The organism is Miltoncostaea oceani, from assembly GCF_018141545.1.
Taxonomy (GTDB): Bacteria; Actinomycetota; Thermoleophilia; order Miltoncostaeales; family Miltoncostaeaceae; genus Miltoncostaea; species Miltoncostaea oceani.
Genome location: NZ_CP064356.1, coordinates 2527102 through 2539759 on the forward strand (window position 1 = coordinate 2527102; position 12658 = coordinate 2539759).

The window sequence follows — 12658 nt, forward strand, 5'->3', positions numbered from 1 at the left end:
AGAGCCGACGCAATCGTAGCCTACGAGCCCCCCACCGGCGCCACCCCCCGCATCACGTCGATGGCGCGCAGCAGGTCCGGGCGGGCCACCTCCAGCACGGACGCGTTCGCGACGGCGGTCACCGGGCCGTCGAGCGGGTGGGCCCCCTGCATCGCGTTCGCGAGGAAGCGGATCGGGATGTCGTGGGTCACGACGAGCGGCATGTCGGCGTCGGCGTCGGCGAGGCGCGCGAACGCGGCGGTGTAGCGGCGCAGGGCGTCCATGCGGCTCTCGCCCCCCTCCGGGCGGTCCTCCTCGGTGCGCCCCGCGCGCCACGAGCGGTAGGCCTCGACCGATGCGCCCTCGAACTCGCCGAGCCGGACGTCGTCGAGGCCCGGGCACTCGATCCGCGGCAGATCCCGGTCCTCCAGGAGGATGTCGAGCGTCTCGCGCGTCCGGCCGAAGCGCGTGTGCACCGCCAGGTCGAGCGGCAGCGGCGCGAGGCGGTCGCGCAGGGCGCGCGCCTGATCGACGCCCGTGGCGTCGAGGTGGACCGGCACCGCCGGGTCGCCGTTCAGCCGCCGGGCGACGTTGTAGTCCGACCGGCCGTGACGCACGAGCACGAGGGTCCGGGGGGGTGGCATGGGCCGCAGCCTACGACGGCCGGGGACGCGATGGCGACGGGCGGAGACGGGTTTCGACGCCAGCGGGCCGCGGCACTAGAGTGGGGTCGTGATCAATCGTCGCCAGGCTGTCATCGGATACGTGACGTACCGCGTCGCACGCCGGCTCGCCCGTTGCGAGGCGCAGCGCCGCTTCGGCGCACCGCGCCGGGGCGGGCTCCGACCCGAAGAGGGAGTGAACATGTTCAGGAACAGCAAGGGCACCGCATCGGCGGCAGCCGATCGCGCCGCCGCCCTCGTCGAGACGGTCCGCCCCATCGTCACCAAGGCGATGCACGACCCCGAGCTCCACGAGGCGCTCCGGCAGGCGTTCGCCACGGGCCGCGAGGTCCAGGGCGAGATCTCCGGCAAGCCGCCGAAGAAGGCCGCCAAGAAGCTCGCCCACGACCGCAAGCTCCAGAAGCGGGTCGAGGCGTCGGCGACCGACCTGCAGCGCGCCGTGACCAGCCTCGTCGAGCCGCCGCGCAGGAAGGGCCGCGTCCGCCGGTTCATCGGCCGGGTCGCGATCATCGGCGCCGTCGCCGGTGGCGTCGTCGTGGCGCTCAAGAAGTTCCGCGGTGGTGGGGACGACGCCCCGGCCTGAGCCGGAGGGCGCGTTCCCGGTCTTCCTCGAGATGGGCCTCGGGGTGGACCTCGTCGGGGAGGACTCGACGAAGGCGGCCCGGAGGGCGGTGCGCGAGGCGATCGGGCGCACCTCCCTCCCCGGGGTCCGGGACCTCATCCCGAGCCGCGACCGGAGGGACATGCGGGTGGACGTGACCGTGGCCGTCCCCGCGCCGGAGACCGTCGACCGCGACGCCGTGGCGTCCGAGTTCCCGTACGGGACCGTCACCGTCACGCCGGTGGAGGGCGGGCTCCGCACCCCCAACGGCACCGACGGCGGCCCGGGCGCCGACACCATGATCTGCGCCGTCGCGGTGGTCGCCGTCGGCTGGTAGCGGCGCGGGCGCCGGGGCGGCGCGCGCGCTACCGTCGGCCGTCGTGTCCGAGACCGCCGCGCCCGCCCTCCTCTGCGCCGGCGTCACCAAGTCGTTCGCCGGGGGCGTCGAGGCGCTCGCCGGCCTCGACCTCGAGGTGCCGGCCGGGGCCTTCTTCGGCCTCCTCGGCCCGAACGGCGCCGGCAAGACCACGCTCATCCGCAGCGTCGTCGGCCTCACGCGCCCCGCCGCGGGCGACATCTCGGTCTTCGGGCTGTCGGCGTGGGGCGCCGGATCGGCGCAGGCGCGCCAGGCGATCGGCTACGCCCCCCAGGACGTCGCCCTCGACCGCTTCGTGCCGGTGCGCGAGCTGCTGTCGCTGCACGGCCGGTACTTCGGCATGTCGCGCGGCGCGGCGCGGGAGCGCGCCGACGAGATGCTCGAGGCGTTCGACCTCACGGCGAAGGCCGCGAGCTACGCCCACCTCCTCTCCGGCGGCATGCGGCGGCGCCTGCTGCTCGCCCGCGCGCTGCTGCACCGCCCGCGCCTCGTCATCCTCGACGAGCCGACCGCGGGCGTCGACCTGGAGCTCCGCCACGACCTCTGGGCGTACATCCGCCGCCTGCACGCCGACGGCACCACCATCCTCCTCACGACGCACTACATCGAGGAGGCGGAGGCGCTCTGCGAGCGGGTCGCGTTCATCCGCGCCGGGCGCATCGTCGCCGAGGGCGCGCCGATCGACCTGCGGGAGCGGTACGACGCCCCCCGGCTCGAGGACGTCTACCTCCAGGTGGTGGGGCGATGACCACCCGCGAGATCCGCCAGGCGCGCCGCCGCGGCGTCGGGGCGCTGTCGGAGCGCGAGGTGCTGCGCGTGCTGCGCCTCTGGAACCAGACCATCGCGCCGCCCGTGGTGGCCGCGGTCCTCTTCATCGTCGTCTTCGGCGTCGCCCTCGGGAACCGCATCGAGCTGATCGACGGCGTCACCTACGAGGAGTTCATCGTCCCCGGCCTGGTGCTGATGGGCGTCGCGACGTCCGCGTTCGGCAACAACGCCACCTCGATCTTCCAGGCGCGCAACGACGGGTTCATCGAGGACCCCGCGTCGAGCCCGATGACGCCGTCGTACATGCTCGCCGGCTACCTCGCGGGCGGGGTGGTCCGCAGCCTCCTCATCGGCGTGCTGACCCTCGCCGCCGCCCGGCTGTTCGTCGACTACCCGATCGCCCACCCCGGGGTGCTGGTCGCGGCGCTCGTCGGCACCAGCTTCGCGTTCGCCTCGCTCGGCACCGTCGTCGGCCTCTACTCGACCGGCTGGGACCAGCAGAACGTCGTCGGCAACCTCGTCATCCAGCCGCTCGTGTTCCTCGGCGGGGTCTTCTACTCGATCGGCGACCTCGAGCAGCCGTGGGCGGCGATCACCCACGCCGACCCGATCTTCTACATGGTCGTCGCCGCCCGCCACGGGATGCTCGGCGACTCGGAGGTCGCCCCCGCCCTGTCGGTCGCGGTGACCCTCGGGCTCGGCGCGGCGATGACCGCCTGGGCGTGGTGGACCTTCCGGCGCGGGGTGGGGATCCGGACCTGACCGGGGGCGCGTAGGATCGGCGCCGGAATGGACCCGGGCGACATCCTCCGGCGCACCTGGGACCTCTACCGCTCCCACCTGCGCCACCTCGTGACGATCGCCGCGGTGGTCTACGTGCCGATGGGCGTGATCGCGGCCCTGCTGGTGATGACCGGGTGGCCGGGCGTCGTCGCGGCGAACGTCCTGAACACCGCGGCCCTGTTCCTCGTGCAGGGCGCCGTCGTCACCACCGTCGCCGACGTCCGCGACGGGCGGCGGGACCTGGGTGTCGCCGAGACGCTCGCGACCGCCGGGCGGCGCCTCGTGCCGGTCGCGCTCGCCGGGGTGCTCGCCACGCTCGGGATCCTCCTCGGCCTGCTCCTGCTGATCGTCCCCGGCCTGATCCTGCTCACGTGGTGGCTCGTGATCTCCCCGGTGATCCTGCTGGAGTCGTCCGACGTGGGCGCCTCCTTCGGGCGCAGCCGCGCGCTGGTGCACGGGCACGCGTGGCCGGTCTTCGGCGTCGTCGTGCTGACCCTGCTGGTGCTGCTCGCGCTCGGCCTCGCCGTCGGGATCGTCCTCTCCCCACTCGACGAGGCGCTGCGCGGGTTCCTCGTCACCGCGATCGGCAACAGCCTGGCCGCGCCGTTCGCGGGCGTCGCGTGGACGCTCACCTACTTCCGGCTGCGGGACCTCGAGGCCGGGCGCGAGAGGCTGCGCGACGGCGAGCGGGACTACACTCCCGCGTCGTGACCCGGTCCCCACGCGTGCTCGCGGCGGCGCTGGCGGTCGCCGCCCTGCTCGGCGCGGCCGGCTGCGGCGGCGACGACGGACCCGACGGGGCGAGCGCACCCGCCCCCGTCGTCACCAACTTCGCCGGCGACGTCTGCTCCGCCCGCGAGCCCGACCCGGACCCCGAGCCCGCGACGTACCCGGCGCCGCCCCCGGTGACCATCGACCCGTCGGTCGACTACACCGCCACGCTCGAGACCTCGTGCGGGACGATCGTGATCGCGCTCGACGCCGACGCCGCCCCGATCGCGGTCAACAACTTCGTGTTCCTGGCGCGCGAGGGCTTCTACGACGGCCTCCGGTTCCACCGGGTGGTGACGGGCTTCGTCATCCAGGGCGGCGACCCCGAGGGCGACGGCCGGGGCGGCCCCGGCTACACGTTCCCCGACGAGCTCCCCGACGACGGGTACCCCGCGGGGTCCGTCGCCATGGTGAACTCGGGCCCCGACACCAACGGCTCCCAGTTCTTCATCGTCACGGGCGCCGCGGAGCTCCCGAACGTCTACTCGCGCTTCGGGACCGTCACCCGGGGGCTCGACGTCGCCCGCGCCATCGAGGCGTTCGCCGACCCGAACGCGGACCCCGGTGACCCGTCGTCGCAGACGCCGTCCGACCCCGTCTACGTCTACTCGGTCACGATCACCGAGAGCTGACGCGCCCGCGTCACTCCGACCAGTCGCCCTCGGCGATCGGCGGGCCGTGGCGGTTCAGCAGGTCGGCGGGGAGCAGGAACCGCCGGCCCTCCGGGCCCGACTCCCGCTCGTAGGGCGCCGCGACGTCCTCGGGGACCTCGACGGCGAAGACGACCCAGTCCGGGCCGGCGCCCGGCGGCGGCGGCCGGTCCGTGACCCACACGCCCGGCGACTCGCCCGCCGCGGCGCGGTCGCGGAAGCCGGAGCGCTGGATGGCCATCGCCTCGTCGTAGTCGCTCGAGTGGAAGAAGCGCATCCGGCGGCCGCGGCGGGCCTCGTCGAGTCCGCGGTCGTCGCGGTCGCTCGACATCCCCTCGTGCTCCAGGTCGACGATCACGTGGGTGATCGGCACCGAGTACCGCGCGCGGGCCCGCCGGACGACCTGGCGCTCGAGCCAGTTCGACCGCGCGTGCGGGTGCGTCGAGATGACGACCTCGTCGGGGTCCTCGACCCGGAGGGCGTCGTCGAGCGCCTGCAGCGGGTCGGCGTCGCCGAGCCGGCCGCGCGCCACGAAGCCCGCGGCGGCGAACGCCTCGACCGAGGTGTCGAGCCGGCGGCGGGCGTCCTCCTGGCGCGCCTCGAGGTCCGACGTCAGCCAGTGCTCCAGCCGCGTGCGCGCCAGCGCGGGCGCGACCACCACGACCTCGGACCCCTCACCGGCCCGGTACCGCACCTCGTCGACCACGCCGGGGGCCGCGCAGGTCTCGTTCGCGATGACCAGTATCCGGCGGGGACGTGCCCCGGGTTCGACCGACGGGGACATGTGACGGATGTAACCACCCGTCGCCCCGCCGCGCCACCCCCGGGGCGCACCGATCGCCGCTACCCGTCCGTGAACGTCCCGATCTCGGCCGGCGTGATCCCGAGGCCCTCGTAGGCGCCCTCGAGCGCCGTCGCGACCCGGTCGCCCATCCCGGCCGTCGGGCCGGCGGTGACGTCCAGGGCGTCGAGGGTCGTGCGCGCGGCCCCCGGGTCGGCCGCCGCGACGAGCGGGGCCACCACCCGGAAGAAGGCGAGGCCCTCCGCCTGCTGGACGCGGGCCTCCGCCTCGTCGCCCTCGGCGAGCTCCGCGTCGGCGGTCGCCGCGTACTTCAGCGCCGCCTGGACGTAGGTGATCGTGATCTGGCGCGTCACCTCCGCGACCGCGGCGTCGAGGGCCGCGGCGTCACCCGCCACGGCGGCGTCGCGGGCGGCCTCGATCCGGTCGAGGACCGCGGTGTTCACGGCCGACCCGGTGCCGAAGTCCGCGCCGCGCTTGTCGGCCGTCGCGAACGGCGCGCCCGTCGGGTCCTCGCCGTGGTAGAAGGCCCACGCCTCGTCGACCTTGTGCGGCGCGCCGTCGGCCGGGGCGATCTCCCCCGCCGCCACGTCGGCCCGCGCCGCGGTCAGCTCGTGCAGCGTCCAGGCGACCATCACGCCGTTCTGGATCCCCTTCTGCACCCCCTGCGCACGGACGTCGTCGGAGGCGCCCGCGAACGTGCCGGTGCCCTCCAGGGCGTCGGTCACGAAGGTGTCGAGCCACGCCGGGTCGTCGTAGAAGGCGACGTAGTCGTCCCACACGGGCTCCTCGCGGGCCTCGGTGGCGAACCCGGCGAGCGTGCGCGTCGTCCCGTCGCCGGCGATCGAGTTGCGGCCGTCCCGGTAGAGGGCCGCGGCGGCCGCGAAGTCGACGGGGTCCTCGTCGAGGATGGCGTTGATCGCCGCGACGTCCCGCGTCACCTTCGCGTGGCCCGCGACGTCCGACGCCGGCGCGTAGCCGCCGAACGGCTCCGTCGCCGTGGTGGACCCGGACACCCCGCTCGCCGACCCCGACCCGGAGCCGGAGCCCGACGCCGACCCCGACGCGGAGCCGGCCGTCTCGCCGACGTTGCGCACGTCGGCCCCGTCGTCGTCGCCGCACCCGGCGGCGACCCCTCCCAGCGCGAGCGCCGCCACCGCGGCCGCGGCCGCGATCCGTGAACGTCCCATCCTCTCCACCCCTCTCCATGTTCGGTACGACGAACAGCGCGCGGCAGCCTACCCGAAGAGCGGACGGCCGACGGAGGGGGGCCGCGACGGCCGGGAGGGGCGGTAGGATGCCCCCATGGGACGTTCACACACGGTCGATGACTACCTCGAGGCGATCTACTTCCTCGCCACCCCGGTCGGTGAGTACGGCCCGATCGTCAAGGAGGCGCCGGTCCCCGCGGCCCGCGTCGCCGAGATGCTCAGCGTCACGCCGCCGACGGCGAGCGAGATGCTGAAGCGGCTCGAGGCGGAGGGGCTCGTGGAGCGCGGCCCGCGCAAGGGACCGCTGCTCACCAAGCTCGGCCGCGAGCAGGCGGAGCGCGTGGTGCGCCACCACCGCATCATCGAGCGGTTCCTGACCGACTTCATGGGATACACGCCCGCCGAGTCGCACGTCCACGCCGACGAGCTCGGCGACGCGTTCTCGGACGAGATGGTCGAGCGCCTCGCCGAGCAGCTCGGGCACCCCGACCGCTGCCCCCACGGCTGGCCGGTGGACACCACGCACGAGCAGGAGGAGAACCGCGAGCTGCGGGCCCTCTCCCAGATCGAGTCCGGCGACGCGCGCATCGTGCGCCTCGCCGAGCACGACGGCGACCTCCTCCACTGGTTCTACGACCAGGGCCTCGTCCCCGGCACCGAACTGACCGTGCTCCACGCCGACCACGCGGCCGGCCAGCTGACGATCGAGATCGACGGCGCCGAGCGCGCCATCGGCGAGCGCGCCGCCGCCGGGCTGTACGTCCTCCCCGCCTGACGGCGCCCCCACCGGCCATCCACCGGCGCTAAGGTGGACCGAATGCGTGCGCGTCCAGAGACCGCGGTCCCGGTGACGGGCGACCGTCCGAGCGGGCCCGCGCCGGTGTCGGTCACCGGCCTCTCCAAGTCGTACGGTGACGTCCCCGTGCTCCGCGACGTCGAGCTCCGGGTGCCCGCGGGGGCACTCGTCGCGCTGCTCGGCCCGAGCGGATGCGGCAAGACCACGCTGCTGCGGACGATCGCCGGACTCGAGCGCCACACCGCCGGCGAGGTGCGCGTCGGGGACCGGCTGCTCGCCGGACCCGGCACGTTCGTCCCGCCGGAGCGGCGGCGGGTCGGCATGGTCTTCCAGGACGGGGCGGTCTTCCCCCACCTGAGCGTCGCCCGCAACGTCGGCTACGGCCTCCCCCGCCGCACCCCCGACCGCGACGCCCGCATCGCCGACGCCCTCGAGCTTGTCGGTCTCGCCGGGTACGGCGACCGGTCGCCCGCGACCCTCTCCGGCGGCCAGCTGCAGCGGGTCGCCCTGGCGCGCGCGCTCGCGCCGCGACCGGCGGTGATCCTGCTCGACGAGCCGTTCTCCAGCCTCGACGCCCCCCTCCGCGCCGAGCTGCGCGGCGAGGTGCGCCGCATGCTCACCGCGATCGACGCGACCGCCCTGTTCGTGACCCACGACCAGGAGGAGGCCTTCGTCGTCGGCGACGAGGTCGCCCTCATGCTCGACGGCCGCGTCGTGCAGCAGGGCCCGCCGACCCTCCTCTACGAGCAGCCCGCCTCGCGGGAGATCGCGGCGTTCATCGGCGACGCGAACTTCGTGCCCGGCGACGCCGACGGCGACGGCGCCCGCACCGCGCTCGGCTGGATCCCCCTCGTCGGGGCGCCCGAAGGCGCCGTCGAGGTGATGGTCCGCCCCGAGCGGGTCGTCGCGACCGCCGGCGCGACGGCCACCGTCGACGCGATCGAGTACTTCGGCCACGACGCCGTGTACCGCGTCCGCCTCGACGACGGCGTCGTGCTGCGCTCGAGGGTCATCGGCGCCCCGGCGCTCGCGCCCGGCGACCGGGTCGACCTCGGGTTCACCGGCCCACCGGCCGTCGCGTGGCCCGCCGGGCACGCCCTCCCGGCGGCGGTCGCCGCCACCTGAGCACGACCCCGCCCGACGCCGATCTGCTGGTGCTGGGCGGCGGCCCCGCCGGTGTCGGCGCCGCCTTCCGCGCCGCCCGCGACGGGCACCGGGTCACCCTCCTCGAACGCGCACCCCGGCTCGGCGGGGCCGCGGCGAGCCACACCGTCGCGGGGCACCGGGTCGACCTCGGCAGCCACCGGCTGCACGCCTCCATCGACCCGGGGATCCTGGACGAGCTGCGGGCGCTGCTCGGGGACGACCTGCAGGAACGCGTCCGCAACGGGCGCATCCGCCTCGAGGGCCGCTGGATCGGGTTCCCCCTGCGCCCCCTCGACCTGGTGCGCCACATGCCGCCGGGGATGACGCTCGGCGCGCTGCGCGACATGGCGACCGCCCGGCGGCGCGCCCCGCGGCGCGACACGTTCGACGAGGTGCTGCGGGCCGCCCTCGGCCCGACGATCTGCGACCGCTTCTACCTCCCCTACGCCCGCAAGATCTGGGGGGTGGACCCGTCGGAGCTGAGCGGCGAGCAGGCGCGCCGGCGCGTCGCGGCACGCTCGCCCGGCGGGCTGGCGCGACGGCTCGTCGCCCGCGGCGCCGCCGGCAAGCGCACGTTCCTCTCCCCCGCCCGCGGCTACGGCCAGATCACCGAGGCGCTCGCCGACGCCGCCCGCGCCCACGGGGCCCGCATCGAGACCGGGACCGAGGTCACCGCCGTCGCGCTCGGGACCGGCGGCGCGCGCGTCACCCTGGCCGACGGGCGCGAGCTGTCGGCGCCCCGGGTCTGGTCGACGATCCCCCTCACGGCCCTCGCCGCGATGGCGCGGCCCGCGCCCCCGGACGACGTCCGCGCCGCGGCCGGGGCCCTGCGCTTCCGCGCGATGCTCCTCGTCTACCTCGTGCTCGACACCCCGCGGTTCACGCCGTTCGACGCCCACTACCTGCCGGACGGGGACACGCCGCTGACGCGCGTCTCGGAGCCGAAGAACTACCGCGACGGCGACGACCCCGCCGCGACGACGGTGCTGTGCGCCGAGATCCCGTGCGACCCGGGCGACGCGTTGTGGACGGCGTCCGACGCCGACCTCGGGAGGATCGCGGCCGACGGGCTCGTGGCCTGCGGCCTACCGCGCCCGCGCGTCGTGGCGGTGGAGGTGGCCCGCCTGCCCCAGGCCTACCCCGTCCTGCGCGAGGGCTTCGCGGTGCACCTGGAGCGCCTGGACGCGTGGGCCGACGCGCAGCCCTCCCTGCTCACCCTGGGCCGCCAGGGGCTGTTCGTCCACGACAACGCCCACCACGCGCTCGCCATGGCGTGGGCCGCCGCCGACTGCCTGCGCCCGGACGGCGGGTTCGACGACGCCGCGTGGGCCGCCGCCCGCGCGCGGTTCGCGACGCATGTCGTCGAGGACTGACGAGCCGGAGTTGAGCTCGCGGTGGACCGCCGGGACCACCCGCCGCAGGTAGGACCCGAGCCGCACGAACGAGCGGCCGTGCTCGCGGAAACGGTACCCGATCGGCACCTCCGCGTAGGCGAAGCCCTTGCCCAGCAGGTCCAGCGTCAGCACCTGCGCGTAGTTGAAGTCGTGGACGATCTCGGCCCGTCGCGCGGCGGCGGGCGACAGGGCGCGGTAGCCGCTCTGGCCGTCGGCGACGCGACGGCGGGCGACCACCGACAGCGCCCGGGTGAGCACCCGGTTGCCGAGGCGCCGGTGCGGCAGCATGCGCTCGATGTTCCCGTCGAAGCGCGAGCCGACGACGTAGTCGGCGCGGCCGTCGAGGACCGGGGCCACCATCGCGCCGAGCTCCTCGGGGGCGTACTCGCCGTCGGCATCGCAGAACGCCACGGCCGCCGCCCCGAGGTCCACGCCCTCGGCGAGTCCGCGCCGGACGGCGGCCCCGAGCCCCCGGTTGCGCCCCATGCGGACGACGCGTGCGCCGGCCGCGGCGGCGCGCTCGGCGGTGCGGTCCGACGACCCGTCGTCGACGACCACCACGACGACGGGGCGGCCCGCGACGCGCGCCGGGGCCCGGCGGACGACCGCCGCGACGGTCTCCTCCTCGTCGTGCGCGGGCAGCACCAGCACCACCGGCGCCCCGGCGCCGACGGGCACGGGCGCCGGGCGGGGGGGCGGGTCGGCCGGCAGCCGCAGGCGGCCGAACAGGCCCGGCGCCGGGTGCAGCGCCCCGACGGCACCCGCCACCAGCGCATACGCCGTCTTCAGCGCGTGCGCGGTGACGGCCGCCGCGAGGGCCTGCCCGGGGTCGGCGCCGAGGCCCACCAGGGCGGCCGTCGCCGCCGCCTCGTAGGTGCCGATCCCCCCCGGCGTGATCGCCACGGTCTGGGCGGCGATCGTCACCGCAGTCACCAGGGCGGCGTCGGTCGCGGAGAGGTCGATGCCCGCCCAGCCGGCGCACGACCACACCAGGACGCTCTCGAGGAGCCACGCGACCGCGGCCCCCGGCAGCGCGAGCGCCAGCCACCCCCGGCCGGGGGTGCCCGCGCGGCGCACGACGCGGCCGAGCCAGGCCGCGGCGGCCAGCAGCACGACCCCCGAGGCGATCGCGAGCGGGATCCGCGCGCCGCCCACCAGCTCCTCCGCGAGACCCGGGCCGAGGAGCGCGGCGATCGCGACGACCGCGAGCACGTCGGCGGCCCGCAGCAGCACCGTCGACGCCGTCGCGGCGCCGACCGGGACCCGCGCCCGGCGCACGGCCGACACGACCCGCAGCGGCTCGCCGAGGCGCAGCGGCAGCAGGTGGTTGCCGGCGAGCGCGACGTGGATCGCCGCCAGCGACTGGCCCATCCCCAACCCCGGCAGCGCACGCGACCACAGCCCCGCCCGGAGGACGAAGGCCGCGAGGTACGCCGCGAGGGCGACCGCGAGGCCGACGGGGTCGGTCAGCGCCGCGCGGGCGGCGGTCCCGAGGGCGGCGGCATCGACGGTGACCGCGACGTAGACGGCGCTCGCCGCGAGGGCCAGGACACCGAGGGTGAGGACGAGACGACGGGGGACGTCGGACCCTTCATCGAAGGTGGACCTTATATCGAACGGCGGCTGACCTTACACTGCGGTCCGTCCCGCGGAGAGGCGGGCGGACGACGACCGGGAGGCGGGGCGTGAGGCGAGCGATCGCGGTGGGGTTGCTGGGGCTGGCGGGCCTGGTGGGGGCCCTGGCGCTGAGCGGGTGCGGAGGAGGCGACCGCGACGCGCTGACCATCTACACCGGGCGCACCGAGAGCCTGGTCGGGCCGCTGCTCGAGCGCTTCTCCGAGGAGAACGACGTCGCGATCGACGTGCGGTACGGCGACACGAACGACCTCGCGCTGCTCATCGCCACCGAGGGGGACCGCTCCCCCGCCGACGTCTACTGGGGCCAGAGCCCCGGCGCGACGGCCTACCTGGCCGGGCGCGACCTGCTCGCCCCCCTGCCGGCCGCGACGCTCGAGAAGGTCGCCCCCGGCTTCGAGGACCGCGACGGCCGCTGGGTCGGCGTCAGCGGCCGCGAGCGCACCCTCGTCTACAACCGGGACGCCGTCGCGGAGGGGGACCTGCCGCAGTCGGTGTTCGACCTCACGTCGCCCCGGTTCCGCGACCGGGTCGCGGTCGCCCCGTCCAACGGCTCGTTCCAGGACTTCATCACCGCGATGCGGACCCTGGAGGGCGAGGAGGCGACGGCCGACTGGCTCCGCGCGATGGTCGAGAACGGCGTGAGGACCTACGCCAACAACAACGCCATCGTCGAGGCCGTCGGACGCGGCGAAGTCGACATGGGCCTCGTCAACCACTACTACAACTACCGCTTCCTGGCGGAGGACCCGAGCCTGCCGAGCCGCAACCACCAGTTCGCGGACGGCGACATCGGCAACCTCGTCATCCCGTCGTCGGCGAGCGTCCTGGCGAGCTCCGACGACCAGGAGACGGCGCAGCGGTTCATCGACTTCCTCCTGACCGCGGAGTCCCAGACCTACTTCGCCGAGGAGACCTTCGAGTACCCCCTCGCCGACGGCGTGCCGCCCGCCGACGGGGTCCCGCCGCTGTCGTCGCTGAAGCCCCCCGCCGGTGAGCGCGCCGACGAGCTCGGCGACATCGAGCAGACGGGGAAGCTGATCGCGGAGAGCGGCCTCAACTGAGC

At 75.6% G+C, this 12658-nt stretch carries 13 protein-coding genes and 1 pseudogene; 10 read left to right on the forward strand and 4 right to left on the reverse strand.

The window, feature by feature from the left end; all coding sequences use genetic code 11:
• Nucleotides 1-20 precede the first annotated feature (20 nt).
• Entirely contained in the window at nt 21-623 is a 603-nt protein-coding gene (locus IU369_RS12895) for a histidine phosphatase family protein (protein ID WP_217921389.1), read from the reverse strand.
• A gap of 220 nt (nt 624-843) precedes the next feature.
• Here IU369_RS12895 and IU369_RS12900 point away from each other — a divergent pair, with 220 nt between their 5' ends.
• The 6 genes from IU369_RS12900 to IU369_RS12925 are packed head-to-tail and all read left to right on the forward strand — an operon-like array spanning nt 844 to nt 4593.
• A complete protein-coding gene (locus tag IU369_RS12900) occupies nt 844-1245 on the forward strand; it encodes a hypothetical protein (RefSeq protein ID WP_217921390.1) in 402 nt (133 codons plus the stop codon).
• Nucleotides 1223-1600 carry a Lin0512 family protein gene (locus IU369_RS12905; RefSeq protein WP_217921391.1) on the forward strand — a complete coding sequence of 126 codons (378 nt, stop codon included), beginning with the start codon at nt 1223-1225 and terminating at the stop codon, nt 1598-1600. Before IU369_RS12900 ends, IU369_RS12905 begins: the two co-directional genes overlap by 23 nt.
• A gap of 43 nt (nt 1601-1643) precedes the next feature.
• Nucleotides 1644-2387, forward strand: a complete 744-nt coding sequence (locus tag IU369_RS12910) for an ABC transporter ATP-binding protein (protein ID WP_217921392.1) — start codon at nt 1644-1646, stop codon at nt 2385-2387.
• Nucleotides 2384-3169: an ABC transporter permease gene (locus IU369_RS12915; RefSeq protein ID WP_217921393.1), complete on the forward strand. Its 786-nt coding sequence runs from the start codon at nt 2384-2386 to the stop codon at nt 3167-3169. The genes IU369_RS12910 and IU369_RS12915 overlap by 4 nt, the downstream gene beginning before the upstream one ends.
• Nucleotides 3170-3196: 27 nt before the next feature.
• Entirely contained in the window at nt 3197-3901 is a 705-nt protein-coding gene (locus IU369_RS12920; protein ID WP_217921394.1) for a hypothetical protein, read from the forward strand.
• Complete coding sequence (locus IU369_RS12925) at nt 3898-4593, forward strand: peptidylprolyl isomerase (protein WP_281426182.1); 696 nt, start codon at nt 3898-3900, stop codon at nt 4591-4593. Before IU369_RS12920 ends, IU369_RS12925 begins: the two co-directional genes overlap by 4 nt.
• A 10-nt stretch (nt 4594-4603) precedes the next feature.
• Here the strand turns inward: IU369_RS12925 and IU369_RS12930 are convergent, their stop codons facing one another.
• Together IU369_RS12930 and IU369_RS12935 are read right to left on the reverse strand one after the other, a co-directional pair.
• Nucleotides 4604-5395: a hypothetical protein gene (locus tag IU369_RS12930; protein WP_217921395.1), complete on the reverse strand. Its 792-nt coding sequence runs from the start codon at nt 5393-5395 to the stop codon at nt 4604-4606.
• A gap of 59 nt (nt 5396-5454) precedes the next feature.
• The gene (locus IU369_RS12935) at nt 5455-6600 is read right to left on the reverse strand and encodes an FEA1-related lipoprotein (RefSeq protein WP_217921396.1); all 1146 of its coding nucleotides are present in this window, start codon (nt 6598-6600) and stop codon (nt 5455-5457) included.
• Nucleotides 6601-6715: 115 nt separating this feature from the next.
• Between IU369_RS12935 and IU369_RS12940 the strand changes: the two genes are divergently transcribed.
• From IU369_RS12940 to IU369_RS12950, 3 genes are read left to right on the forward strand one after another with little or no spacing between them, the layout of a single operon-like run.
• Nucleotides 6716-7396 carry a metal-dependent transcriptional regulator gene (locus IU369_RS12940; RefSeq protein WP_217921397.1) on the forward strand — a complete coding sequence of 227 codons (681 nt, stop codon included), beginning with the start codon at nt 6716-6718 and terminating at the stop codon, nt 7394-7396.
• 42 nt (nt 7397-7438) lie between these two features.
• Complete coding sequence (locus tag IU369_RS12945; RefSeq protein ID WP_217921398.1) at nt 7439-8542, forward strand: ABC transporter ATP-binding protein; 1104 nt, start codon at nt 7439-7441, stop codon at nt 8540-8542.
• A complete protein-coding gene (locus IU369_RS12950) occupies nt 8497-9936 on the forward strand; it encodes a protoporphyrinogen/coproporphyrinogen oxidase (protein ID WP_217921399.1) in 1440 nt (479 codons plus the stop codon). Before IU369_RS12945 ends, IU369_RS12950 begins: the two co-directional genes overlap by 46 nt.
• Nucleotides 9937-10164: 228 nt before the next feature.
• Here IU369_RS12950 and IU369_RS23340 read toward each other — a convergent pair.
• A pseudogene (locus IU369_RS23340) lies at nt 10165-11568 on the reverse strand (lysylphosphatidylglycerol synthase domain-containing protein); the annotation flags it as partial.
• A 74-nt stretch (nt 11569-11642) separates the two neighbouring features.
• On the opposite strand from IU369_RS23340, the gene IU369_RS12960 reads away from it, so the two are divergent.
• Nucleotides 11643-12656 carry an iron ABC transporter substrate-binding protein gene (locus IU369_RS12960; protein ID WP_217921400.1) on the forward strand — a complete coding sequence of 338 codons (1014 nt, stop codon included), beginning with the start codon at nt 11643-11645 and terminating at the stop codon, nt 12654-12656.
• The last annotated feature ends 2 nt before the right edge of the window (nt 12657-12658 follow it).

Excerpts from the sequence above, each read along its gene's own strand:
- IU369_RS12895 (WP_217921389.1), bottom strand. The coding sequence starts at position 623 with ATGCCACCCCCCCGGACCCTCGTGCTCGTGCGTCACGGCCGGTCGGAC.
- IU369_RS12900 (WP_217921390.1), top strand. The coding sequence starts at position 844 with ATGTTCAGGAACAGCAAGGGCACCGCATCGGCGGCAGCCGATCGCGCC.
- IU369_RS12915 (WP_217921393.1), top strand. The coding sequence starts at position 2,384 with ATGACCACCCGCGAGATCCGCCAGGCGCGCCGCCGCGGCGTCGGGGCG.
- IU369_RS12920 (WP_217921394.1), top strand. The coding sequence starts at position 3,197 with ATGGACCCGGGCGACATCCTCCGGCGCACCTGGGACCTCTACCGCTCC.
- IU369_RS12930 (WP_217921395.1), bottom strand. The coding sequence starts at position 5,395 with ATGTCCCCGTCGGTCGAACCCGGGGCACGTCCCCGCCGGATACTGGTC.
- IU369_RS12935 (WP_217921396.1), bottom strand. The coding sequence starts at position 6,600 with ATGGGACGTTCACGGATCGCGGCCGCGGCCGCGGTGGCGGCGCTCGCG.
- IU369_RS12940 (WP_217921397.1), top strand. The coding sequence starts at position 6,716 with ATGGGACGTTCACACACGGTCGATGACTACCTCGAGGCGATCTACTTC.
- IU369_RS12945 (WP_217921398.1), top strand. The coding sequence starts at position 7,439 with ATGCGTGCGCGTCCAGAGACCGCGGTCCCGGTGACGGGCGACCGTCCG.